The organism is Hathewaya limosa (assembly GCF_030815255.1).
GTDB lineage: Bacteria > Bacillota > Clostridia > Clostridiales > Clostridiaceae > Hathewaya > Hathewaya limosa.
Genome location: NZ_JAUSWN010000031.1, coordinates 1 through 25,716, shown reverse-complemented (window position 1 = coordinate 25,716; position 25,716 = coordinate 1). Strand labels below are relative to the sequence as shown.

20 protein-coding genes are annotated in these 25,716 nt (G+C 26.2%); 4 read left to right on the top strand and 16 right to left on the bottom strand.

Annotated features, from left to right (window positions below; genetic code table 11):
- Nucleotides 1–119 precede the first annotated feature (119 nt).
- Both QOZ93_RS13010 and QOZ93_RS13005 read left to right on the top strand, forming a co-directional pair.
- Nucleotides 120–2,177: a methyl-accepting chemotaxis protein gene (locus QOZ93_RS13010; protein ID WP_307357115.1), complete on the top strand. Its 2,058-nt coding sequence runs from the start codon at nt 120–122 to the stop codon at nt 2,175–2,177.
- A 281-nt stretch (nt 2,178–2,458) separates the two neighbouring features.
- Entirely contained in the window at nt 2,459–4,498 is a 2,040-nt protein-coding gene (locus QOZ93_RS13005) for a methyl-accepting chemotaxis protein (RefSeq protein WP_307357112.1), read from the top strand.
- An 84-nt stretch (nt 4,499–4,582) separates the two neighbouring features.
- On the opposite strand, the gene QOZ93_RS13000 is transcribed toward QOZ93_RS13005, so the two are convergent.
- The 15 genes from QOZ93_RS13000 to codA form a co-directional block, all read right to left on the bottom strand.
- Entirely contained in the window at nt 4,583–6,256 is a 1,674-nt protein-coding gene (locus QOZ93_RS13000) for a SulP family inorganic anion transporter (RefSeq protein ID WP_307357109.1), read from the bottom strand.
- Nucleotides 6,257–6,503: 247 nt separating this feature from the next.
- Nucleotides 6,504–9,101, bottom strand: a complete 2,598-nt coding sequence (locus tag QOZ93_RS12995; protein WP_307357106.1) for a 3'-5' exonuclease — start codon at nt 9,099–9,101, stop codon at nt 6,504–6,506.
- A gap of 83 nt (nt 9,102–9,184) precedes the next feature.
- On the bottom strand, nt 9,185–9,523 hold the full coding sequence (locus QOZ93_RS12990) for an arsenate reductase family protein (RefSeq protein WP_111940710.1): 339 nt from the start codon (nt 9,521–9,523) through the stop codon (nt 9,185–9,187).
- A 114-nt stretch (nt 9,524–9,637) separates the two neighbouring features.
- On the bottom strand, nt 9,638–10,279 hold the full coding sequence (locus QOZ93_RS12985; RefSeq protein WP_307357104.1) for a hypothetical protein: 642 nt from the start codon (nt 10,277–10,279) through the stop codon (nt 9,638–9,640).
- Nucleotides 10,280–10,419: 140 nt separating this feature from the next.
- Nucleotides 10,420–11,070, bottom strand: a complete 651-nt coding sequence (locus QOZ93_RS12980) for an FMN-dependent NADH-azoreductase (protein WP_307357103.1) — start codon at nt 11,068–11,070, stop codon at nt 10,420–10,422.
- A 181-nt stretch (nt 11,071–11,251) separates the two neighbouring features.
- Nucleotides 11,252–11,707 carry a DUF1097 domain-containing protein gene (locus tag QOZ93_RS12975; protein ID WP_111940704.1) on the bottom strand — a complete coding sequence of 152 codons (456 nt, stop codon included), beginning with the start codon at nt 11,705–11,707 and terminating at the stop codon, nt 11,252–11,254.
- A gap of 150 nt (nt 11,708–11,857) precedes the next feature.
- Nucleotides 11,858–12,691: a hypothetical protein gene (locus tag QOZ93_RS12970; RefSeq protein ID WP_307357100.1), complete on the bottom strand. Its 834-nt coding sequence runs from the start codon at nt 12,689–12,691 to the stop codon at nt 11,858–11,860.
- 146 nt (nt 12,692–12,837) lie between these two features.
- Nucleotides 12,838–13,689 (bottom strand): DMT family transporter, encoded by an 852-nt coding sequence (locus QOZ93_RS12965; RefSeq protein ID WP_307357097.1) that lies wholly within the window; start codon nt 13,687–13,689, stop codon nt 12,838–12,840.
- Nucleotides 13,690–13,884: 195 nt separating this feature from the next.
- Nucleotides 13,885–14,925 (bottom strand): methyl-accepting chemotaxis protein, encoded by a 1,041-nt coding sequence (locus QOZ93_RS12960; protein WP_307357096.1) that lies wholly within the window; start codon nt 14,923–14,925, stop codon nt 13,885–13,887.
- 66 nt (nt 14,926–14,991) lie between these two features.
- Nucleotides 14,992–15,678 (bottom strand): early set domain-containing protein, encoded by a 687-nt coding sequence (locus QOZ93_RS12955; RefSeq protein WP_307357094.1) that lies wholly within the window; start codon nt 15,676–15,678, stop codon nt 14,992–14,994.
- Nucleotides 15,679–15,953: 275 nt separating this feature from the next.
- Entirely contained in the window at nt 15,954–17,579 is a 1,626-nt protein-coding gene (locus tag QOZ93_RS12950) for a thiol-activated cytolysin family protein (RefSeq protein ID WP_111940694.1), read from the bottom strand.
- A 562-nt stretch (nt 17,580–18,141) separates the two neighbouring features.
- Nucleotides 18,142–18,516, bottom strand: a complete 375-nt coding sequence (locus tag QOZ93_RS12945) for a hypothetical protein (RefSeq protein ID WP_307357091.1) — start codon at nt 18,514–18,516, stop codon at nt 18,142–18,144.
- Nucleotides 18,509–19,942, bottom strand: a complete 1,434-nt coding sequence (gene hydG / locus QOZ93_RS12940; protein WP_111940690.1) for a [FeFe] hydrogenase H-cluster radical SAM maturase HydG — start codon at nt 19,940–19,942, stop codon at nt 18,509–18,511. The genes QOZ93_RS12945 and hydG overlap by 8 nt, the downstream gene beginning before the upstream one ends.
- Nucleotides 19,943–20,002: 60 nt before the next feature.
- Nucleotides 20,003–20,248 carry a TM1266 family iron-only hydrogenase system putative regulator gene (locus QOZ93_RS12935; RefSeq protein WP_111940688.1) on the bottom strand — a complete coding sequence of 82 codons (246 nt, stop codon included), beginning with the start codon at nt 20,246–20,248 and terminating at the stop codon, nt 20,003–20,005.
- A 690-nt stretch (nt 20,249–20,938) separates the two neighbouring features.
- Nucleotides 20,939–22,201, bottom strand: coding sequence for a cytosine deaminase (gene codA / locus QOZ93_RS12930; RefSeq protein WP_307357086.1), 1,263 nt, complete (start codon nt 22,199–22,201; stop codon nt 20,939–20,941).
- Nucleotides 22,202–22,521: 320 nt separating this feature from the next.
- Here codA and QOZ93_RS12925 point away from each other — a divergent pair, with 320 nt between their 5' ends.
- Both QOZ93_RS12925 and QOZ93_RS12920 read left to right on the top strand, forming a co-directional pair.
- Nucleotides 22,522–23,277 (top strand): creatininase, encoded by a 756-nt coding sequence (locus QOZ93_RS12925; protein ID WP_111940684.1) that lies wholly within the window; start codon nt 22,522–22,524, stop codon nt 23,275–23,277.
- Nucleotides 23,278–23,305: 28 nt separating this feature from the next.
- Nucleotides 23,306–24,223, top strand: coding sequence for a DMT family transporter (locus tag QOZ93_RS12920; RefSeq protein WP_111940682.1), 918 nt, complete (start codon nt 23,306–23,308; stop codon nt 24,221–24,223).
- Nucleotides 24,224–24,245: 22 nt separating this feature from the next.
- On the opposite strand, the gene QOZ93_RS12915 is transcribed toward QOZ93_RS12920, so the two are convergent.
- Nucleotides 24,246–25,451: a PucR family transcriptional regulator gene (locus QOZ93_RS12915; protein ID WP_307357084.1), complete on the bottom strand. Its 1,206-nt coding sequence runs from the start codon at nt 25,449–25,451 to the stop codon at nt 24,246–24,248.
- Nucleotides 25,452–25,716 lie beyond the last annotated feature (265 nt).

Here is a 25,716-nt window from a genome sequence, read left to right as displayed (position 1 = left end):
TAATCTCCTTTCCGAGGGGGATAATGATTTTGTGGTGAAACTATTGTAACTCTAGGGATGAGATAGTTCAATGTTCATATAACTTAACAGAACGATATTATGAATTGGGGGATGTATTTATGAAAACTAAAAGTAAAAAACAAAAAATAACTAGTGGGGTTAATTTAAAAACAATAAAAACTAAAATGTTACTCTGTCTTTTGCCCCTGGTACTTATAACCTCTTTAACATTATCTTCATTCGCATATGTTAACGCAAAAAAAACCTTATTGAATAGTAGTTTAGATCTAATGTTAGAACTAAGTAAAAATGCTGCTGATAAAGTAACTATTCAATTAGAAGATACTATAAAAAATTTGGATGTTTTAGCTAATAATCCTAGTATTTCAGATCCAAAGGTATCTTGGAAAGTAAAAAAACAAATTCTAAACTCTGACCTAAAAACATATGATCATGAATTATTGGGTATTTCAGATGAAACCGGAAAAATTATTTATAACTCTGGTGATACAATTGATATAAGCAATAGAAAATTCTTTAAAGAAGCTATCAATGGTAAAAGTTACGTTTCTGAACCTTTTTCAAGTAAAATAGATAATAAAACAAAAATAGCTTATTCAACTCCAATAAGACATAAAAATAAAATTATAGGAACTCTAGTTGCTGTTCGTTCAGGTAATGACTTAAGTAAAATTTGTAATGAATTATCATTTTTATCTTCTGGTGAAGCATTTATGCTTAATAAATCTGGTGTTATTATAGCCAATAAAAATCAGAAATTAGTAGATACACAAGAAAATTATATAAAATCTAAAGCAGACAATAAATCATATAAAGAATTTATTGATATAGAAAAAAAGATGATAGGTGGAGAAAAAGGTACCGGAAAATTCTGTTTCGACAAGGTTTCTAAATTTGTAGCCTACACACCTATAAAATTAACTGGCTGGTCTTTTGGTGTATATATTCCTCAAAAAGACTTATTAAGTAGATTAAATTCTTTAAAACTTAGTTGTATAATGGCAACATTAATAATTTTACTTGTAACTAGTTTGGTAATTATTTTATTTAGTTCTATACTTGCCAAAGGATTAATTTATGTCAAAGAACATATGAAAAGTTTATCTGAAGGTGACTTTACACAAACTATAAATAACAAATTTAATTTTCAAAAAGATGAGATAGGGTCTATTTGCAAAACTATAAAACAAACGCAAAGTTCTATAAGTAATATGATAAGTGCTGTAAAAAATTCTTCATTAGATATAGATTCTAACTCAACTAATTTAGCCGCTATCTCAGAAGAATTATCTGCTTTAACCCAAAATATATCCGTAGCTATAAATGAGGTTGCATCTGGAACTACAAAACAAGCCTCTGATCTAACAACTATTTTACAAGATCTAAATGATTTTGGTGATAAAATAGAAAAAGTAACTGAACATATTAATAAAATTAATAATTTATCTATGGATGTAAGTAAGAACTCACAAAAAAGTAATGAAGACATGGAATCTTTAGTATCTTCCCTTGAAAATTTCAATAATAATTTTGTTAATTTTTCTAATAACATAACAGCCATGAACGGAGATATTAAAACCGTAAATGAGATTACTGACCTAATAAATAATATAGCTGAACAAACAAACTTACTAGCATTAAACGCCGCAATTGAAGCTGCTAGGGCTGGTGAATCTGGTAAAGGTTTTGCCGTTGTAGCCGATGAAATAAGGGTTTTAGCAGAAAAAAGTAGAGAATCCTCTACTGATATATATAATATTGTAAATAATTTATTAAATAAAACTCAAAATATAGTTTCTCAAACTAAAGAAATGAATGAAGAACTAAAAACTCAAAAAGAAACCGTTGAAAATTCAATGCAATCATTTGAAAATATTTCCCACTCTGTGGAAGAAGTTACCCCTAGGATTAATGACATAAGCATAGCATTTAATGATATTAATACAAATAAAGAAAACATTCTAAACAGTATCGAGAATATTTCCTCTATCTCTGAAGAAATTTCTGCGTCCTCTGAAGAAATAGCTGCTTCCTCTGATGAACTTAATAAATCAAGTGGTGAGGTTGCATCTAGTGCTCAATCTTTAACCGCTAAAGCTGCTGAAATGACAAATCAAGTTAATAAATTTAAAATCAATAGTGAAGAAAATTTATAATTATAAAATAATGCTAAATTAATAATTGCTGTAAAAACATGTCTTGACAACATATTTTTACAGCATTTTATTTTATAACTTATAATATCTAAATATTCTATAGTTATCTATTAATTATTAGTTTTTTATAGAATTTTCTTTTTTTTTCAACAATTAACTTTATTTTTCCACATCTTTATGATATATATATTTATGGTAAATACTATTATTAATTTAAAAAAATAACTTATTTTAGTTGTATTATTATTTTATTTCACATATTTTCACTAGGAGGATGACATATGAAAAATATACACTTAAAAAATTCCCAAAATTCGAAGTTTTATAGTATTAAGGTTAAATTATTATGTTGTTTATTACCAATAATACTTATAACATGTATAACCCTTTCATCTCTTTGTTATTTTAATGCAAAAAAAACTTTGATAAATAGTAGTACGGATTTAATGACAGAATTGTGTAGAAATGCAGGTGAAAAAGTAGATATCCAATTGAGCAATACATTACAAGAATTAAAATCAATTGCTAATATGTCTTCTATCTGTAATCCTAAAGTTAGTTGGAATGAAAAAAGTAAGTTACTTCAATCTAACGCCAAAGTAAATAATTTTTTACTATTAGGAATTGCAAATACATCTGGATTTGTTACATTTAATAATGGTTTATATGAAAATATAAGTGATAGAAATTATTTTATTCAAGCAATAAATGGAAAATATTACATTTCTCAGCCTTTCCAAAATAAAAAAGATAATAAACTTAATGTAGCATATTCTATCCCTATAAAATTTAATGATAAAATTATAGGTGCTTTAATTGCTATTGAATCTGGAGATAATTTAAGTAAAATAACTAATCAGATATCATTTCTCTCCTCTGGTCAAGCCTTTATGGTTGATAGAACTGGAACTTATATAGCTAGTAAAAATGAAGGCTTAGTTGATAAAAGAGAAAATACCTTAAAATCTCATGCTAATGATAAATCGTATAAGGACTTTATCGAACTGGAGAAAGCTATGATACAAGGTAAAAGTGGTATCGGTACATATAAGTTTAATAATGTAAAACAATATATGGCATATACACCTATTAAAACTACTGGTTGGTCCCTTGGCGTGTATATACCTCATAATGATTTATTAAGTAGATTAAATTTTCTAAAATACAGTTGTATTATTATAACGTTATTAATATTAGTTATAATCAGCTTTGTAATAGTTTTATTTAGCTCAATAATTTCTAAAAAATTGAATTCTATTAAATCTCATATGGAAACAATAGCAAGTGGTAATTTTTCTGAAAGTATAGATAAAAAACTTCTAGAAACCAAAGATGAATTAGGTTCCATTTTTAAAACTATGAAACAAAGTCAAAATTCTATAAGCGATATGATAAAATCCGTTAAATCTTCTGCACTAGATATAGATGCTAATTCCTCTAACTTAGCTACCATTTCTGAAGAATTGTCAGCATTAACCCAAAATATATCTAGTTCCATAAACGAAGTTACATCGGGTACAACTAAACAATCTTCTGATTTAACTAATATTTTAGAACAACTTAATGATTTTGGAACTGAGCTACATGAAATTGCTCAACATATCCAACAAATAAATGTTATGTCCTCAAATATAGATGAAAAATCTAAACAAAGTAACACTGATATGGAATTACTAATAAAATCTATTGAATCATTTAACAATAATTTTTCTCATTTTTCTAGCAACATAGAAAATATGAACTCAGATATAAAAACTGTAAATGAGATTACCGACTTAATCAACAACATTGCAGAACAAACTAATTTGCTTGCTTTAAACGCCGCTATAGAGGCTGCAAGGGCTGGTGAGTCTGGAAAAGGATTTGCAGTTGTAGCTGATGAAATAAGAATATTAGCTGAGAAAAGTAAAGAATCATCAAACAATATATATAATATAATAAATAATTTACTAACAGAAACTAAATCTATAGTATCCCAAACTAAACAAATGAATTCGCAACTAAATAAACAAAAAGAAACTATTAAAATTTCTAAAGAATCCTTTAATAATATTTCAAAATCTGTAGAAGATATAGTTCCTAGAATATCTGAGATTTCTAGCACCTTTGAACATATTAATGAAAATAAGAAAACTATATTAAATAGTGTTGAAAACTTAACATCTATTTCTCAAGAAATATCTGCATCTTCAGAAGAGATATCTGCATCTTCAGAGGAGTTAAGTAAATCAAGTTGTGATGTTGCATCTAGTGCTCAAATTCTTACTACTAGAACATCAGAAATGAATTCTCAAGTAAATAAATTTAAAGTTATAGAATAACTTTTATAATTTAAAATCATAAATTTTAAAAATTAAGTCCATAAAACATCTTATTAATTAAGTATTTTATGGACTTTTCTTGTTCTATATTATATTTTCTTGTTTCTTTAATTCTTGTTTTGCTATTTTAATGGCATCTTTAAAACCTTCTACTAACTTTTTATGCCCTATATTCTTTTTATATTCCATTTTATTCATAACCTTCATTGGTTGTTCTTGTACCTCCGAAAGTATTAAAGCTATATTTTGTTTTTTGCACAAACTTTCTATTTTGTTAATCGTACTATACGCTGTAATATCCATAACCGGTATATGGCTCATTCTTAATATTACTACTTCCGTAGTTTTTTCCATTTTTCTTATAGAATCCATAAGCTTTTCTGCTACTCCAAAGAAAAGTGCACCCTTTATTTCATATACCAAAATCTTATCTTCTACTTCTTTGGTTTCTATATTATTTATACTATGTTCGTTATTGCAACTTTCTCCATTCAATTCATTTATCTGCAAAGATATTGCCATTTTTCTCATGAATAAAAACATAGATATAATCATTCCTATTTCTATAGCTACAACTAAATCAAAGACTACTGTTAAAGTAAAAGTTACAATTAAAGTTATTATATCACTCTTTGGTGCTTTAAGCATTTCTTTAAAAGTTCTCCATCCACTCATATTATAGGATACAACTATTAAAATAGATGCTAGAGTAGTAAGTGGTATGTATTTTGCAAATGGCATAAATAATTTCATTATTAATAGTAATGTTATGGCATGTACAATTCCTGCTAATGGAGTTTTTCCCCCATTTTTTACATTAGCCGCTGTTCTAGCTATTGCACCTGTAGCTGGAATCCCTCCAAACAATCCTGAAAAAATATTAGCCACTCCCTGTGCTATAAGTTCCATATTTGAATCATGCTTATCACTTATCATTCCATCTGAAACTACTGCAGATAATAATGACTCTATTCCCGCTAATATAGCAATTGTAAATGCAGGTTTAATAAGCATTGTAATAGTCTTTATATTAATTATTGGAATCTTCGGCATAGAAATATTTGAAGAAATTTCTCCAAACTGACTTCCTATAGTTGCTACTGGTAATTTAAAGAAATATGCAATTAATGTAGTAATAATTAATGCAACTAAAGATCCTGGTATTTTTTTATTTATCTTAGGCCAAATAATTATTATACCCAATGATAAAATTCCAAGTGCAAGTGTTGCAAAATTAATAGTATTAATATTTGATATATAAGAACTCCATTTAGGAATAAATTCTGAAGGAACCTTATTTATAGTAAGTCCTAAAAAATCTTTTACCTGTGTTGAAAATAATGTAACTGCTATTCCTGACGTAAATCCTACAGTTATAGGATAAGAAATATATTTTATTAAAGATCCAAATTTACATAACCCAAAAATAACAAGTATAATTCCTGCCATAATAGTTGCTATTATAAGCCCTTCTATGCCGTAATTTTGGATTATACCAAATATAATGACAACAAAAGCACCGGTTGGACCTCCTATTTGAACTCTGCTTCCACCTAAAAGTGAAATAATAACCCCTGCAATTATAGCAGTTATTAGTCCCTTATCTGGACTAACTCCTGATGAAATTCCCAAAGCAACAGACAAAGGTAATGCTATAATAGCTACTATAATTCCTGCAATAATATCTTGCATTATTTGTTCCTTTGAAAATTCACTTCTTTTATTTTTTAAAATATCTAGTAATTTAGGCATACTCATTTCTATTAATTTCCTCCTCAAAAAATCGCGCGTTTTCTATTATAATACTTTAAGTACCATTCTACTTTTTGGAAAGTATACGCATACTGGAGTATGCCCATTTTATTAAAAGCTTTAGACTATGTATTTTCATATTATAGTAATTTTTGATTAATTTTAATCAAATTTAAGGGTTTTTACAAATTCATTAATATTTTTCTTATTTTATCAAGTTAAATGCAACTTATATATATTTAAAATCTCTTCATTATTCTATAAAGTTTTTATCTATATAGTCTATTAACTCACTTTGTTTTTTTATTCTGTTTTTTTCCTTACAACTATAACTTAGATATAACCCCTTTTTAGCCCTGGTCATTCCAACATAAAACAATCTTTTTTCTTCCTCCAAATTATTTTCTTTTATAGCTAAATAATTTGGAAAAGTTCCTTGTTGTAACCCTGCTAAAAATACATATTCAAATTCTGCGCCCTTGGCTTGATGGATTGTTATTATAGGAATCTTAGGATTTTTCACCAACATTCTATCAAGTTCACTATTAGAAAGAGATGTAGTTTTCAAAAGTTCTATTAAATTATCCCTAGGACAGAGATCCTCCCTTTCCATTTCTTTTGCTATGCAATAAAATTCCCTAAGTCTCCATATTTTATTTTCATCATTTTTATATACTTCCTTAATCTTAGTTAAATTTATTATATCTACTATAAGATCTTTTGGATTTTTAGTATAACTAGCCTGTTTTAAATAACTTGAAATTTCATATATATTTTTAAATTTAATTATATACTTACTATATACACTCATTCTTTGCAATAATGTTGGATATACCTTTTCTTTTATCATTGATAAAAGCACATCTTTAGTTGCCAATATATCATCCATCGCATCATGACTAGATCTAGTTTCTGTTTCAAATAATTTACTTAGAGTCTCTAACTTATGATTTTTTAAATTTGGATAAAATCTTCTTGATATATCAAGTGTATCATAATAAGTTTTATATTCTGCCTTAGAAAGTTCGTATCTTTGTAACTGACTATTTAAAATAGTTAGATCAAAAGTTACATTATGCCCTACAATAATAGTTTCTTTTATAAACTTACAAAATCTACATAAAACTTCTTTAGAATCTTCCCCTTTTTCTTTAAGGAATTTGTCACTAAATCCATGAACTAATTCTGAGGTACCAACAGTCTTAGATGGAATTAAAAACTTCTCAAATTTATCAATTACCTTTCCATTTCCATCAATTTTAATTGCTGCAATTTGAACTATATCATCTTCTGTTGTATTTACTCCTGTACTTTCCACATCAAAAATTACTACATTATTTTTATCTAATTCTCTCATCAATAACTCATAATATTCTCCATTTTCTTGAGTATTTTTGTTTATTAAATCTGTAAGCCTAACCCCTATTTTGTAATTCTCATCTTTTTCAATTTCTTGTATTGTTTTTTCTCCTATACCTTTACCAAATCTTTTTAATACCCTCTTAAAACTATTATTGTCAAATTCATTTATTATAAGCTTTAAATAAGCTAATACATCTTTTATTTCTTGTCTCCTAAAAAATTTAAATTCATCTACTAATAAAAATTTCAATCTATCTTCTGGACTTAAATGAGAATTTATTCTATTAAATCTTTCACTTAATTCTATGTTAATTCTATTACTCCTTGTTAAAATCGCTACCTTAGAAATATCCTTTAAGTCTAATTCTTTTATTTTTTTAAAAATCCATTGAGCTTCATAATCTATATTCTCTGCATTTTGTAATTTAATTAGTTCTCCTTTTATATTAGAATTAGGAATAATACCCTCCTTATAAACCTCTCTAACTTCATTTCCAAATGCATGTGTTAAATAATTATAGGAAGCTTTTAACAACACTTCTGAAGATCGATAATTTTCATTAAATATAATTTCTACTGGATTAAATTCTTCCTTATATTTTTTCAATATATATGATGGATTAGAACCCCTCCATTTATAGATAGTTTGATAAAAATCCCCACTTAACATAACATTATTTCCTTTAAAAAGTTTAGCAATAATATTATATTCCTCTTCACTGGTATCTTGTACTTCATCTATATGTATATATTTAAATTTTCTTCTCCAATAATAAACTACCTCTTCCCTTTGAAATAAATCATACGCTTCTATTATTAAATCATTAAAATCTAATGCATGTCTTTCTTGCAAAATTTTATTATACGTTTCTATTAGAATATAACCTTCTCTTTCAAGATAATCCGTTAATTTATAATCTGTATTATACCCTCCTATTTCCCTACATATTTCAAAAAATTGCTTCTTATTATATTGAATAAATTTTTCTATTATAACTCTATAATTTTTTTCTTCTTTATTTTTTAATTCATTAACCTTCTCATTAATATTTAAATATATATTTTTTATAGAAAATTCCTTAATTTTATTTATAAAGTTTTGAAGTGAATTAACATTAAATTTATAAACATTCAATTCTTCAATTACCTCTAATGAATCTTGTTCGTCATATATTATAAAATCAAAGGAAACATCTGTATTTTTTTTAGCTTGTGATTTTATAATATCAAAACAAAAACTATGAAAAGTTTTTACCGTAACATTCAAGGCTTTTCTTCCTACTTCTTGAAGTTTTTCCTTCATTTCTTTTGCCCCTCGATTAGTAAACGTTAGACAAATAATTTCTTCTCCCTTGGCTCTTTCTTCCTTTAAAATTTTAGAAATTCTAGCACTTAATGTTCTTGTCTTACCAGTACCTGCCGATGATAACAAGAGTATATTTTTATTTAGGATATTAATAACTTTCTTTTGTTTCTCATTAAACTCCATTTTATTTTTATCCCCCTATCTTATATATAAAAAATGCTATACTAAACATATTAATTAAGTTTAGTATAGCATACTCTTATTTGTTATTCCCATTTCTTCCACACATCTGGTTCATAGCCAACAGTAGCTTGTTTACCATTACGTACTATAGGAGTTTTTAGTAATTTATAATCCTTAAAAAGTAATTCTTCTTTAATACTTTCCGTTCTAACCTTTTTAAGATCAGATTTTTCATATATTTTTGAAGTTTTATTTATCATATTATCAAGCCCAACAGCATTTTTTACACTTTGAAATTCTCCCTTACTTAATCCTTTAATACTTAAATCTACTAATTGATATTTTATTTTTCTTTCTTTAAAATATCTTTCTGCTTTTTTAGTATCAAAACATTTTTTTATTCCAAATATTTGTATATTCATATATTACACCTCGCCTTTATAAATAAATTATATATTAAGGTTTTTCTTATATCAATTATAATTAATTTACTTATGAAGTTGTATAAAATAAACTTGTCTAATCAATGTAAAAATTTAAATAACTTGATCCATAACTCTATGCGCCATGAGTAAATTTCCGCTTAACACATTTATTATGTCCTCATTGTCTATGTATACAAAAAGTTTTCCATTAAATTTTTTTAATTTTATCTTAACTATTCTAGTACTAGTTTCAACATCATTATCGTTCATAACCTTTATAAGATCTTCTCCAATACTGTTTTTTAGCTTTTCATCTTCCTCTAATGTTTTATGATTTTCGTGAACTATATCTAATAAATATTTATTAAGTTCTAAAGAAAATACTTTATATAAATCTATATTAGTAACTTCTACTTCGAATATGGTAGTATGCTTGTCTACTTTTTTCACAGCCTTTATTTCATACTGTATCTTAGACAATACACAATTGTTTAGTTTTTCAGATACCTTAATTTTCTTAGTATCTAATTCAGAAAGTCTTGCTTTTACTTTATTTAATTCCTTGTAAGAGCTTTTACATTTTTCATTTATAATTACATTTTTTTCTATCCAATCATTTTGTTCTAGCTTTATAGATGTAAAGAAATTCTCTAATATCTCTTGCGGTCGTTCCCTCATTCCATTAATAAAACAAATAATACAAGAAAAAATTGCTACTATTAGTATAAAACTTTTAGATATTTTCATCTTCATTGTTATCCCCCTAATTATAAACATATATACGTATATTTTCTATTATAATACATAATTAGGCATTATAAAGCATAAATGGTTATTTTTTAATTATTTTTACTTATATATGCTAAAAATATGTGTAATAATATGTTGATTTTTTACTCTTTCCATATTTCTTCTATAACTTCATCTATTTTATCTAAAGCTTTATGAACAGCTTTTTCTCTTTCTTTTTCATTAGTCCCTGTACCATCTACTAATAATTCTTTAAATCTCTTTATCCCCATAATCTTCATTATATCTTCTACATAATTTAATCCCTTGTTTAATACCATTCTTAAAATCCATGGAATAGGAGCTCCTGATGATTGTATATATACCATTCCTCTTGGTTTATCATCTAATAGTCCAGTTACCTTATCCTCTGAAATTTTTATGGTCTTACCATCTTGACCGATACAATCAATATATTCTTTTAATGGTGCGGGAAATGATAGGCTCCACATTGGACATGCAATAACATACACATCTGCCTCTTTAAATTGATCACATAATTTAACGATTTGATGAACCTCACTTTGTTGTTTATCATCTAATTTATTAAAATCCTCTTTGCTAACTATGCAATTTCTTTTTTCAAAATAAGGATATTCTAATCTTGGAATATGAACTTTATAAAGATCTAATTCCTCTAATTCAAAATCTGAATATTTCTCTAAAAATTTGTTTACAAATGCTCTTCCCACAGTCCTACTTGAAGAAACTTCTTCTGGTTTTGAATTTACAGTAATATATAATAACTTTTTCATATAAATATTCCTTTCTATGTTTACTAACTTTATTATTTTCTATTTTTTTATTTACTATACCTTAATATATGTATTTCTTTTTGGATAACACTGCCAATATAAAAAAGATACTAATTATATAGTTTTTTAAAATAAAAAAGACTTAAATATGTACCTAACATAATTAAGTCTTTTCTACATTTTATTTTTTACAAAATTTATACAACCAATTTCCTGTAATATGTGATATATATCCAACAAAAATCCCACCACAAATTATAGCAATAACTGTACCTTGCCAGTTACCATTTGTACCAAATACACAACAACATCCTAAAAAGGTTCCTGGTATAAAAGATAATGATTTTAGTTTTCCTTGAGCTACCATCAAAAATGAAAAAACTGTAGTCATAACCACTACACCTAAAATATTATCTCCTAGAAATCTAGAACCATATATAATCATCATTCCTATCACAATTCCTACTATATTAGAAATCAAAGAATCCTTTAATTTTTTATTTTGTCCTATTGCTGCATAATAGCTTGTACATCCAATAAACCCTACCCATGTGATTATTCCTAATTTAGTACTTATATACGCCCATACTCCTGATAAAAGTCCTACTGTTATTGCATTTGATAATAAGGCACTCATATTTTTTCTCCTCATTTGTATTTAACAATTACTTTAATTTAAAAATAATATATATTATATCAAACTTTTAACCCTATATAAATTACTTAAAATTTAGCAAAAAATAAGCTACTTTATCTTATAAGTAGCTTATTATATAAATTTATTTTACTATACACCTATTATAAACATAGAAAAAAATCCACTTTTATAATTTTCATCTATTGTAACATTATAAATATTATTTTGATCTATTTCTTCATCAAGATAATTAAGAAATTTTTCAGATTCCTCTAAATTACAATCTGATGCAACAGTTAATTTTATGTACATATCTTTAACATCTTTATAAGATTTTATATTCTCTTGTGAGCTTATAATTTCATTAAAACATTTTTTTAACTCCGAATAATCTTTACCACCACTCATGCCTGTAAATGCCAACCCTTTATTCTTAAATATATTCTTAAATTCTTCTAAAATTTCACATTCCATATCATAAACAGAAATTTCATACATAGTATTTAAATAATATACTGTTACCATTTCATTAATACTTGCTAATTCTTTTTCTTCATATCCTATAACAGGTAATACAAGATCAAATCCATTGCTTAACTCCCTTAATTTTTCTAAACTTTCACTTGAATTTTTAATTTTATCAACGCTATATGGCATATTTAATATAACTATTGAATAAACATTTATATCCTGTAAATTATCTCTTAGTTGTTTAATCTGATCAATGCTTATATCATCATTTAAATCACCTAGTATAATCATATAGTCAGCACTTTTAAGATGTAGTTTTAAGTTTGGTAAATCAATTGTATTATCACCATTAAAATTTACTTCATATAAGTTTCCTATTTTTTTAAATTTATTTCTTATTTCTCGAATTAAATCCTCTTTTCCAATATTACACTGTATAGAATCTATTACTCTATTTGCAAAATTTCCACAGGGTATAATTTTACAAGTTACTTCTTTTAGATTAAAATTCATTGGTCTTCCCCCTAAATAGATAATGCACTAACTGAAAATAACAACTATATATTCTTAATTATAACAACTTTTAAATTGTTATACTACCTATTAATTATCAGCTATACCTTACACCCTAATATTATATAAAAAATAAAGAACTTACCCTATTTATTTTTTATAGTTGAATAAAACACTGTTCCTAAAATAATACCTCCACCAAAGAGTTCTCTTAAGGTTGGTATCTCCCCTAATAAAAGTGCTGCTAAAATAATACCATAAAGAGGTTCTAAACTAGATATGATTCCTGCTATTTGAGTTTTTATGTTTTTTAAACTGCTTATAAATATTGTATGTGAAATTCCTGTGAAAACAACTCCTAGTAATAACATTAATATTATATCTTTAACTGTTACTATTGGCCTTTTTACTAGAAAAACCGGAAGTAATATAACAGCGCATACAAACTGTTCATAAAATGCAATAACTAAACTTGAATACTCCTTTACATACTTTCTATTAAATATTCCAAGCACTGCATATGTAAATCCTGATAATATTCCCCACAAAACTCCTTGAGTTAAATTATTTCCAAGTTCAAATTTAGGTACTACAAATATTACACCTATAAATGTTATCAGTGCAACAAGAACATCTATCCCTTTAATTCGTTCTTTAAAAAAATATGGTTCAAGGAATGTAACAAAAACAGGAAATGTAGAAAAAGAAAGTAACCCTATTGCCACTGTAGACACTTGAATTGACTTAAAAAAAGTTGTCCAATGAATAGCTAAGATTAATCCCATTATAAGTAGAAATATATAATGTTTCTTTTCTTTTAATTTCATATTTTTCTTAAAACAATGTATTATTATAAATAAAAATGTACTCGAAAAAACAACTCTACCTGCAACTATTATTATTGGTGACAAAGAAATAAACTTTCCAAATAGTCCTGATAGCCCAAATAAAAATACCGCTAAATGAAGTTCCATTAAACTTTTCTTTTTACTATCCACACTTATCCCTCATTTCCTTATATATTCTTTAATAATATTTTACTTTATATTTACTTATATATATATCGTTTTAGCAAGAATTTATTGAATAGTTATTCATTTTATTATTAATTCTTAATTTTATCTTATATAAAAAACATTAATCAAAATAAAAAAAGATAAGGAACTTAAATTCCCTATCTTTTTAACTAAACTTTAAGCTAGCACAGTATCAATCCCAACATTTTCTTTTAAATCCATTGTCTTATGAATTTCATTTTTGCAGTTTTCATAAGCCTGTATAACTTCATTATATCCTTGCGTGCCTGTCTCTTTAATACTGTCTGATGCATTCTTCAAGGTCTTGATTACATTATTAGTAGTATCTTTTACCTCACTTGATATACTCTTCACTGTATCCATTACCTCTTTACTAACTGATATTATGTTAGTTTTAACTGTATTAATTTTATCTACAGACTCCGTAACTAAATTCAAAGTTTTATTATAATTTTCTTCTATATCTTTATATGCTGTTGATACATTGCTTGAAATCATATTTACAGGTTTCTTTAAAGAATCAATACCAGACTTTATAGATTCAATTGATTCTTTTCCTTTTTGAAATATGCCTTTATTATGATCCTTTAATATATCTTTAACATCTTTAACTGTCTCCGAAACTGTACTTACAATTTCTTTTACCCCTGACCCTACAGTTACCGCTGTTTTTACTGCTGTTTTTACCATGGAAGTAACTGAACTTTTAATTTCTTCAGCTGCTTTCATTAAATCCGAAGCTGTAGTTGTCACTTGTTTTACTGTACTAGATATTTTAGAAACTGTATCTGTCACTTTCTTACTTACTGATTCTGAAGTAGCTTTTATACTTTCTTCTATAGATTTTGTTGTGTCAATAACTGTTTTAGCGATCTTAGTTACAGTATTTTTAACACTTTGTCCTATTGAAACAGCTGTTTTTACAACACTTTTAACAGTACTTACGGCTGTAGAAAATGAATCTGCTACTGATTTTAAAAAATGTCCTATATTACTTTTACTTGTATTTGTTTCTTTAGGTTCAACTTTTATATTTTCAACATTTTTTAATAATGACTCTGTATTATTGTTTTCAATCTTATTTGAGTCATTAATCTTTTTTTCTAACTTACAATTTTTTTGTACACCTTTAGATGTTGAATTGTACACTTCCTTATTATTTAGGTTTATCTCATTAACTACATTTGAACATTTCATATAACTTCACCCCTTGTAAAAATTTATATATAAGCATCTTAAGATGTCTATACTCTAAATTATTTATTAATACACCATTTTACCTTTAGCTGAATATGAACTTGATTCCATTAAATTAAATTGATCTTCTAAAATATATTCTCCATCTATAAATAACTTCATTGTCCATTTTCCTTGTGGATACTTGTGTATATCGTTTTCTAAATCCATCCAAAACCACATTACTATTGGTTTATCATCCTCTGGTAATTTAAATAAATTATTTTCTGTAGTTTGGAATAACTCTCCTTTTGGTGTAAACCAAGCTGTTGTTACCGCATGTATTCCAGTTACATTAGTAAATTCAAATCTTGTAACAACCTTTTTATCCAACATAATATTAAAACTCTTCTTATTAAGAGCTACTTGTTCTTCATTAATAGCGCAAGTTATATTGTATTTATCTATATGTGTTGTATATTGAGTATTGTTATAAAGTCTTTGATTATTTTCATTAATCATTATAACTGACCAAAGTTCCTCATTTTCATCTGGTAAATAAATGTTCGCTGTTGAATCATTAAGTTTCAATGATCCATTAATAAGAAATTTATACTTATATTCTCCTGGTTCAAGTAAACATTTAAAAGTCCACTTATTATTTTCTTTTACCATTTTTCCTTTATTAGGATCAAAATCATTAAATTCACCTATAATAGATATTGAATTAACTGCTAAATATTTTTTCTCTTCATATTCAAAAATTACTTCCATAATGTCCTCCTAATAATCATTTTAAATTTTCAAAGGATAAAATATTAATTTTTGTATAATTTTTATCCTAATAACTAAAATTTCTGTTATTTAATTTTCGTATAAAGGTTAATAACACTTAATAGAAATTGATAAATTTTTAACAATTATTTTTTTAAAAAATATATTTTTATTTTATCAATACATTTTAGCCTTATTAATCTGCACTAAAAATAAAATTAGATTGTACCTATAAGACACAAGATCTTAAAGATACAATCTAAAATTTATATTATTTATTTAACTTCAACTGATGTTTGAGGATATAATGTTGTACCCCATATATAAAATGTTCTTTCTTTTGTTAGTGGTATGTTTTTGGCGTCTATAATATTTCTCCACCATTCCCATGCAAGTCCTGTACATTCTCTTGCTTTAACATTTATATTTCTTGCATTTCCTTTTAAATAAATTTCGGTGTTAAAGTGTGCTGTTTTATCTTGATAATTACCTTCCCAAGCCTTATGTTCAACTATTTCTTTACCATCTTTATCATAGCTAACTTCATCCCATGTTACTGCAAATTGAGCAACATATGCACCACTATGGTCAAGAATTATTTTTCCATTATTATATTCTGTAGCAGTTGTTTCAACATACTCTGTTTTATTATTTATAGCTGCTATTTTATTGTCTTTTAAAAATGAACTTGTATATGAAATAGGATATCCTGGGTTCTTAGCACTATATACTGAATTATCTTTTATAACTTTTCTTATTTCATCAAAATCTTTAGTTATTACTTTATTGTGTTCCTCTGCGCCTCCCCCTAAAACTGTAGCTGTAAATGAACTTTGATTTAATATATCTTTATATTCTGCATTACTACTAATATCCTGATTTTCTATTAAAGCTTTAAATGCTGCCTTAACCTTTGAATTTTTAGATGTTGTTTCTAATTTTACATAAACTGTTCTTCCATATGAAACATTTGAAACATATGCAGGAGGATTGTCCTTATTCATTCCTTTTAAAGATAATTGATCAAAGGTTACATTATCACCAAATAAATCTGATGGACGATTTGGTGAATCTACACTTACTGTATAGAAAATTTGTTTGTATGAAAGGATCATAACCTTTTTTTCACCTTTATATATAGAATCAAAATCTATATTTAAAGACTTACTTAAACCTTTAAAATTACATCCAAATATTGTAGATAATTGTGATTTACTATATACCATAGTATCTGAATAATTTATTCTTGTTGGTATTGTATATTTAGTTGAATACTTCGAATTCCATTTTTCTAATAATGTATTTATTGCAGAATTAACTGCAGAATATGTTGGTGAATTAACAACCATAGCCCCATCTTTGCCCATACCTGGCAGGTCAATACTTATAGTAATTGGTTTTCTCTCACATGAAACCAAATCTGGTTTATTTTCTATAAGATTTCTATTTGCAAGTTGGATGGCACCTGGATAAGTTCTATCATTTATTGAATCTATTATAGAAATATCTGCAGTAGAATCTGAAATGTTTTTCTTTTCACGTTTTATTACAATATACTTATCTGGATTTTCAAATCCTTCAGCAGGTTTAAAGTTTTCAACTTTTTCTCCATTGTATGATAATATTTTTTGTGGATCATATGATAATCCATAGATATTTTTATCTATTTCATTACTATTCTTTTTAGATTGATCATCTGCACCTGATTGTATTACTTGTCCATTATTCCTAATTGATAAATCACTCTTTGGTAAATTATTTTTTTCATTAACTTTCTCTGTTGCATCATCAGCAAATACGATATTTTTAGTTACACCATAATTGCAAGTTAAACTTGTAGCAACAAAAATTCCTAACATTACTTTTGATAATGGTCTTAAAAACTTATTGGTATTTTTCATTTTTTCTTTCCCCCTTTAGTTTTTATTATGTTTAAGTAATTTTATTTATAAAGTCTTAAAACTTTATTTAAATATAATCATTTGCTTGTATAAATTTTAATGTAAAATTTATTAATTTTATGTCTTTTTTATTAATTTATTTAACTTTTTATTAACTTTATATTTACATTATACAACGTTTAAATTTTTTTTCAATACAATTTAATAAATTACAAGAAATTTTATTGTATTCTACAAATTACGCAGATTCACAAAATAAATCCAATTAAAGAATTTAAAGAAAATTTTTAAACATAAAGATATATAATACTTTGCTGAAATTCATACATAAATACAAAACAAGAACTAAATCACTTAGTTTAGTTCTTGTTTTGCATTTATAATATTACTTAATATAAAACACTTTATTTCATAGTAAATATATGTTGTTTTTATATAAAACTAGCCATACTCTTTCACTTAAACTTTCTAATTTTAATTTTTATATAAATTTTTAAAATTATATTGCACAAAAAAGATACTTAAAAACTCAACACTACGTTTCAAAGTATCTTTTTTAAACTTATATGTCCATTAAATTTATTATTACAATTGAACAACTTATTATTAATTGTTTTTCACAATTATTTTTAAAGATAAAACCTTGAAAAAACAAACTATATCCTAAAGTTAAATCAACTTTTTCAACTGGCGTAAATGTATCTTCTCCATAACCAGCTTTATATTCCTCTCTTTTACCATATTTTTTAGTATAATAAACTTGTTTATTTTCATAGTACTTTGATATAGCCTCGCTAAAAGAATATAATGCCTGTTTTGTATCTTCACATTCTAAAGCTTTTTGTAATGACTTTTTTATATACCTTTTAAAACTTACATAAGAATTACTTTCTTCAATATAAGTTTTATTATTATCTTGTATAATTGATTTATACATAAATATCCCTTTTTCCTTGTTTTATTAACTCTAACTTCTCTTCAACACATTTTCTTCTCTCAGGTTCTAACTTATTTAATTGTTTTTCAATAGCTTTTTCTCCTACCTTCTTAGTTTCTTCTGAACCATAATCCAATAAATATTCTTGGAAAGTTAATATAGCATTAGGCATACAATAATTATGGACCTTACCACACTTAGCAACATTCATAAACTTTTCTCCCGTTCTTCCACATCTATAACCAGCTGTACAGAATGATGGTATAGATTCATTCTCACAGACATATCTTATAACTTCATCTAAGTTTCTCATGTCACCTATAGCAAACTGTTCTTTCTCTGGAATTAATCCTTTATCATATTCAGAATATCCTCCTACCCCTATTCTAGTACCTGCATCTATTTGTGTTATTCCTATTGGAAGTAATTCATTTCTTATTTCCTTTGTTTCTCTAGCAGTTAAAATCATTCCTGTATATGGTACAGATAGCCTTAATATTGCTATAACTTTCTTAAAATCTTCATCAGATACCTTATATTTAGGATTTTGAGTAAATGGAACATCTAAAGCTTCCTCTATTCTTGGGAAAGAAATTGTATGAGGACCTACGCCATTAAACATTTTTTCCAAATGTATAGTATGATATATAAGTCCCATTACTTCAAATCTCCAATCATAAAGTCCAAATAATGCTCCTATTCCAAGATCATCAATTCCACCTTCTGCTGCTCTATCAAGTCCATATAATCTCCATGCATAATTTGATTTTCTATCTCCTCTTGGATGCATTTTTCTATATGTTTCGTGATGATATGTCTCTTGGAATATTTGGAAAGTTCCTATACCTGCTTCATGTAACTTTCTGTATCCTTCCACATCTAAAGGTGCAGCATTTATATTGACCCTTCTTAATTCACCATTATCGATCTTTGTATCATATACGTTCTTTATAGTTTCGGCTATAAAATCAGCATCGTAACATTCATCTTCTCCATAAACTAATATAGATCTTTTGTGTCCATTTTTTATTAAGACTTCTACTTCTTTTTTTAATTCGTTCATAGTTAAAGTTTTTCTAACTATTGAATTGTTATCTTTTCTAAAACCACAATAAATACAATTATTACCACACTTATTTCCAACATATATTGGTGCAAAAAATACTATTCTATCTCCATAAACATTTCTTTTTATTTCATTTGCAGCTTCAAACATTTCTTCTAAAAGTTCTTTATCCGTAACATTTATAAGTTTAGCTGTTTCTTCTGGTTCTAATCTTTGATTATTTTTTGATTTTTTTATTATAGCTCGTACTTCTTCTTTAGATGGATTTTTTCCTTCGTCAATTTGTTTCCATATTAAATCATCATCAATAAAATCTTTAAAATCAGAATCTAAATACTTTTGATCAATTTTTTCTAACATAACTAACACCCCTTAAATTTAATTATTTCAAAACACCCTTTATTTTTATGTAAAAACATTTTATTTTTTTGTAATAGCTGATTTAACATTTACATCTTTAATTTTTCCTAATTTTCCTGTCAAGGAACTTATTTCATCTGTAGTTCCATCTACTATTAAAGAAATTATAGAAATTCCTTTTTCTTTATAGGGTACTCCCATTCTTCCAACTATTATTTGTGAAAAATCATGAAGAATAGTATTTACTAAATTTGCACTTTCTAAATTACTAATAACTATACCTACAACCCCTACCCTAGTTTCCATATAAACCTCCCATTATGTTTCTGTAATAAAAAAATAAAGCCCTCCAACTAAAAACTGGAAGGCTCCTGATAATATCTCATTTATATGAATAATTACTTATAATTTTTAAACAAAAAATTTAAAATATATAAATTAATTATGTTCTTTCAAAATCAAATATATTATTTTCCTTCCCTCTTACTTAGAAAATTCCTTGTAATTAGGTTATTTTATTTTTAATTAAATTCCACTTAAACAGAATGTTTAAATCTTATCCATTCAAGCAGAAATCACTTTAGTTATAATTATATTTTCTTTATTATTAGGTGTCAAAAAAACAATATACCAAATTTGCTGATTTTTCTCTATATTCTCTACAAAAAGATTAACTTTCACATTTTTTCGTTAAATTTCTTTATATTATTTTGTTATTCTAAAAAACACTCTAAACCTTAATAAATTATACTTTTGATTTTTTTACCCTAACTCATAAAAAATGCTACCAAGTTAGATTGATAGCATTTTTAATAATAAAATAATATTTATATTAGACTTTAAGTTTTTATATCATTGTAATGTTTTCCTGTTATATTACTAGTGTATTAACATTATAAAAATGTTTCCCCTAATACACTACTTTATTCCATTAGATAATATTTTGAGTTGTAGAATAAGTTTTTATTTAAAAATATATACTATATATATTAACTACTATTTTAATAAAGAAACATTTGTATCAACTATTTGAGGTTGTTTCTTAAATAGGAATTCACCTTTTCTTACTGAACAGTTAACTCCTACTCTTTCTAAAATTGCATCAAATTCACTTTTAGCATTTAATACTATGAAGTTAGCATCTTTTCCTATTTCAATTCCATATTTATCTTCTATATGAAGAGTTTTAGCTCCATTTACTGTTATTAAATCTAGTGCATTATTAATTTCTTCAAAAGACATCATATGACAAATATGGATTCCTGCATCTAGAACAGCCATTAAGTTACCATTTCCTAATGGATACCATGGATCTGAAATTGAATCTTGTGCAAAACAAACATTTATTCCTGCATCATTTAATTCCTTAACTCTTGTAAGACCTCTTCTTTTTGGATATGTGTCATATCTTCCTTGTAAATGAATGTTTTCTGTTGGACAAGATATAAAATTCATTTTTGATAATGATAAAAGTTTGAATAATTTAAATGCATATGCATTATTATATGAACCCATAGCACAAGTATGACTTGCTGTTGTAAGTTCACCTATTCCATTCATATAAGATTCTGCAGCTAATAATTCAACAAATCTTGATTGCTCATCATCTGTTTCATCACAGTGAATATCTATTAACTTATTATATTTCATAGCAAGTTCTACTGTTTTCTTAACAGATTTTTCGCCCATTTCTCTTGTGAATTCAAAGTGTGGTATAGCACCTACTACATCAGCACCCATTTTTAACGCTTCTTCTACTAGTTCATCTCCACCTTTATATGAGTACATACCTTCTTGTGGGAATGCTATAATTTGAATATCAACAAGATCTTTTACTTCTTCTTTTAATTCCATAATAGCTTTTAAACAAGTAAGTTTTGGATCTGTTACATCAACATGAGTTCTAAGATATTGAGTTCCATGTAGAATTTCTTTCTTTAAAGCTATTCTTGCACGTTCTTTGATTTCATCTATTGTCATATTCGCTTTTGTTTCTGACCATCTTTGAATTCCTTCAAAAAGAGTTCCTGTTCCGTTATTAGCACCTGGCATACGTGCTGTATAAACATAATCTAGATGAATATGTGGATCAACATAAGGTGGTACAACAAGGTTTTCTTCTAAATCATATGTTTCTACATCTTTATATTTTGCTGAAAGATTTGGACCTATTTCTTTATAAACTCCATTTTCAACTAGTAAATCAACTATTGTTTCATTTCCTTTTAATTTCGCATTTTTAAATAGGATAGTCTTCATTTAAATAATCTCCCTTCAATTTTTGACAATCTGATTAGCGATAAATTACTAAATGAAGTTTAGCACCAAACTATTTTATAGTCATTGTACTAAATATACAAGAATATTTTAATAATGCTGTGCATAAAAAGAACATAATTTTATTAATATATTTGTATCTTTTATACATTGAATGTATTTTCTCTTAAGAGTACACTATGGAACATGATGGACATTCCTAAAGATTCATTATGAAAATGTTTATAAAAATCTTGTGTAGAAATGCTCATTATATTATAAATAATGTATATAGACAAATTTAAATCAAAGGAGACTTTATTATGTTCGAAAACGTTAAAATGCAACACATGACATGGAAAGAATTCGAAAAGAAAAAAGATGGAGTAATCATCTTACCAATAGGTTCTACAGAACAACATGGTCCTCATCTACCAACCTGTGTAGATACTGTATTAGCAGAGGGCTTCGCTTATAGAATAGCTGAGAAATTAGATGCTGTAGTTGCTCCATCTCTTTCATATGGATATAAATCAAAACCATTAAGTGGTGGTGGTCCATTATTCCCAGGAACAATAGATCTAAATGGTGCTACATTACAAGCATTAATAATGGATATAATTGATGAGTTTGTTCGTGATGGTTTCACAAAAATATTCCTTTTAAGTGCTCACTTTGAAAATGAAGCATTTATAGTAGAAGCTATGGATTTATGCTCTCAAAAATATGGTGATAAAGTTCAACTTCTTTTAACTAACTGGTGGGATCCAATGTCACCTGATGTTATTGATAAAGTTTTTGATGAAGTTCCATTCCCAGGTTGGGCTTTAGAACATGCTGCTGTTACAGAAACTTCATTAATGATGTATTTTGCACCAGAACTTGTTAGAGAAGATAAGATATTAGATACTGAAAATGCTAGTCCTGCAACTTACTATAGATATCCTATAGAAAAAGATATAGTACCTGAAACAGGAATACTTGCATCAGCTAAGTCATCTTCTGCAGAAAGAGGAAAAATTATGGTTGATGACGTTATTCCAAATATCCTTAAAATTGTTGATAAAGCTTTTAAATAATTTTAACTAGAAAGAAGTAGGGACATTTATGAAAACAAAAGGAATAATTCTTACTATGCTTTCCTCCATTACTTTTGGTTTTGCTTTTACACTAGGTCCTATGACTTATGGTGCTGGAGGAAGCAATCCTGTGACTTTAACTTTTTTAAGAAATTTCTTAAGCTTACCTTTTTTATTAGTTATTTTATTGCTTACAAAAGTAGACTTAAGAATATCAAAAAAACAGTTAAAAAATATATTTATACTTGGTTTCATTGGAAATGCAATAACAACATTAATGTTAAATATAGCATTTGCACATATAGATGTAGGAATAGTAACTCCTATCCACTTTACTTATCCTATATTTGTAACCCTTGGTTGTGTTATTTTCTTCCATGAGAAATTAAGTAAACAAAAAATCATGGCATTAATTATTGCTATGTCTGGTATAGGGTGCTTTTTCATATCAGCTTTAAACTCTGCATCATTAGGAGCTAGTACACTACTTGGATTAATTTTAGCTGTTGCTTCTGGAATGTTTTATGCCTTCTACATTATATTTATGGATAAAAGTGGTTTAAAAAGTGAACCTCCTTTTAAAATAACATTTTATGTTGCAATAGCTTCATCTATAGGTATGCTTATATATGGTCTAATAACAAAACAACTTGTATTAACTTCTTTAACACCTAAATCATGGTGTATATCTACCATATTTGCATTCTTATGTACAGTTGTTGCTTTATCCTTACTTCAAATTGGCATAAAGCATATTGGTGCTAGTGAAGCTGCTGTTATAAGCACATTTGAACCTATAACAAGTGTAATTTTTGGAGTATTATTATTGGGTGAAAAAATAACTTTAATAAAAGTTATTGCTTGTATTTTAATCTTTGCAGGAGTTTTAATATTATCCCTATCCAAAAGTGAAAAACCAAAATTACAAAAGGAAAATAACCTGTAACATTTTGTTACAGGTTATTTTTTTATATTTTATTTTGCAAACTTAAAAATTCATAGATTAATATGCTATTAAAAAGTTCTAAATTTATCATAGCATCATCTAAATCACGTTGTAAAAGTTCCTTTACTGTTGATAACCTATAAAGCAAAGTATTTCTATGAATAAAAAGTTCCTGTGATGTTTTTACCAAATGCCTATTATTTTGAAAATAACATTTTAATGTGCCTATTAAATCCATACCATGCTTTTTATCATATTCTAAAATTGGGCCTAAATTTTCATAACAATATTGTTTAATATCCTTAATATCAGCTAATTCAACTAATAATCTAACAATACCTAACTCATTATATCTAATAACCTTAGAATTTTTATTACATATATTAATAAGTGATAATGCTTTAAAAGCCTCTTTATAACTTATCTTCATTTCAGAATCTGTACCTCTAATACGGCTAAATCCTAAACTAAGATCAATATCCGAATATCTCTGGCTTATAAGGTTAAATATAGTTTCTACAGATTTTGATGACTTCTTTGCATCGTCATAATCATTAGCAAATATTAAACACATTAAGTGATTGGCATATTCCATACATGTTAATGTACAACTTTCACTTTTTAAAACATCTTCCAAAGAATTAACTATATGCTTATTAACATTTTCTATATCAGGAGAAATATTAGACAACTTTTCTAGTTTAAATATACAAATATAATAGAACGGTCTTATTTCTATATTATAAAATTCTGCCAATGCTTTAATGTCCTCATATAGTTGTTCCTGTGAAAAAAGAAGTGATTCAATAAAATGTTTTGCATTTTTTGCTTCTTCTCTTTTTTGTTCTATTTTCCAAAAAATCTCTTGTATAATATCAATAATTTTTACATCCCATGGCATTGTAAATAATGGTAGATGCTCTTCATTTGCTCTATCTATAACCTTTTTATCTATTTTATCTACATGCATACTATCAATTAAAATTACAATACCTGAAAGTTTTTTATTAATACATTCTTCTAATAAAGATAATAAATTATCATGCTCTTCTTGTATTCCTGTATATGTAATAAATAATAATTCCCCACCGTAAAGCCACTCAGAAATAGATTCTGTCATTCTTGCATATGGCCAAGAAATTTCACGGTTTAATCCACTTTCTCCAGCTATTAAATTTGCCTTTGAAAAATATTCAAGCTTAAATAAATCCTTGCAACAAAGAGTCATAAACTCTCCCCTTCTTCCTAGTAAATGAAATCTTTTATACTCTACAACTTTATTTTGCTTCCTACATTTTAACATTTTATTTAAAGATGTACTAGATTTTTATAAGTTATTTTTAAATATAATTCTCTTTTTATAAGAAATCTTAAACATTAAAATATTTTATATAAAATTAAGGGGCTGTCGCATTAGCATAAAAATTTATACTAACGCGGCAGCGTTTTTTTGTGTTTTATAGAAAATTTAATGATAGTTCACCGCCTATAAG

Bases quoted from the DNA above. Each gene is read 5' to 3' on its own strand.
- QOZ93_RS12950 (WP_111940694.1), bottom strand. From the start codon at position 17,579: ATGAAAAATACCAATAAGTTTTTAAGACCATTATCAAAAGTAATGTTA.
- QOZ93_RS12990 (WP_111940710.1), bottom strand. From the start codon at position 9,523: ATGAATATACAAATATTTGGAATAAAAAAATGTTTTGATACTAAAAAA.
- QOZ93_RS12920 (WP_111940682.1), top strand. From the start codon at position 23,306: ATGAAAACAAAAGGAATAATTCTTACTATGCTTTCCTCCATTACTTTT.
- QOZ93_RS12975 (WP_111940704.1), bottom strand. From the start codon at position 11,707: ATGAGTGCCTTATTATCAAATGCAATAACAGTAGGACTTTTATCAGGA.
- QOZ93_RS12915 (WP_307357084.1), bottom strand. From the start codon at position 25,451: ATGACTCTTTGTTGCAAGGATTTATTTAAGCTTGAATATTTTTCAAAG.
- QOZ93_RS12960 (WP_307357096.1), bottom strand. From the start codon at position 14,925: ATGAAATGTTCAAATGTAGTTAATGAGATAAACCTAAATAATAAGGAA.
- hydG (WP_111940690.1), bottom strand. From the start codon at position 19,942: ATGTTAGAAAAAATTGATCAAAAGTATTTAGATTCTGATTTTAAAGAT.
- QOZ93_RS12945 (WP_307357091.1), bottom strand. From the start codon at position 18,516: ATGTATAAATCAATTATACAAGATAATAATAAAACTTATATTGAAGAA.
- QOZ93_RS12985 (WP_307357104.1), bottom strand. From the start codon at position 10,279: ATGAAGATGAAAATATCTAAAAGTTTTATACTAATAGTAGCAATTTTT.
- QOZ93_RS12925 (WP_111940684.1), top strand. From the start codon at position 22,522: ATGTTCGAAAACGTTAAAATGCAACACATGACATGGAAAGAATTCGAA.
- QOZ93_RS12970 (WP_307357100.1), bottom strand. From the start codon at position 12,691: ATGAATTTTAATCTAAAAGAAGTAACTTGTAAAATTATACCCTGTGGA.
- QOZ93_RS12935 (WP_111940688.1), bottom strand. From the start codon at position 20,248: ATGGAAACTAGGGTAGGGGTTGTAGGTATAGTTATTAGTAATTTAGAA.
- QOZ93_RS12980 (WP_307357103.1), bottom strand. From the start codon at position 11,070: ATGAAAAAGTTATTATATATTACTGTAAATTCAAAACCAGAAGAAGTT.
- QOZ93_RS13005 (WP_307357112.1), top strand. From the start codon at position 2,459: ATGAAAAATATACACTTAAAAAATTCCCAAAATTCGAAGTTTTATAGT.
- QOZ93_RS13000 (WP_307357109.1), bottom strand. From the start codon at position 6,256: ATGAGTATGCCTAAATTACTAGATATTTTAAAAAATAAAAGAAGTGAA.
- QOZ93_RS12995 (WP_307357106.1), bottom strand. From the start codon at position 9,101: ATGGAGTTTAATGAGAAACAAAAGAAAGTTATTAATATCCTAAATAAA.
- QOZ93_RS12955 (WP_307357094.1), bottom strand. From the start codon at position 15,678: ATGGAAGTAATTTTTGAATATGAAGAGAAAAAATATTTAGCAGTTAAT.
- QOZ93_RS13010 (WP_307357115.1), top strand. From the start codon at position 120: ATGAAAACTAAAAGTAAAAAACAAAAAATAACTAGTGGGGTTAATTTA.
- codA (WP_307357086.1), bottom strand. From the start codon at position 22,201: ATGAAGACTATCCTATTTAAAAATGCGAAATTAAAAGGAAATGAAACA.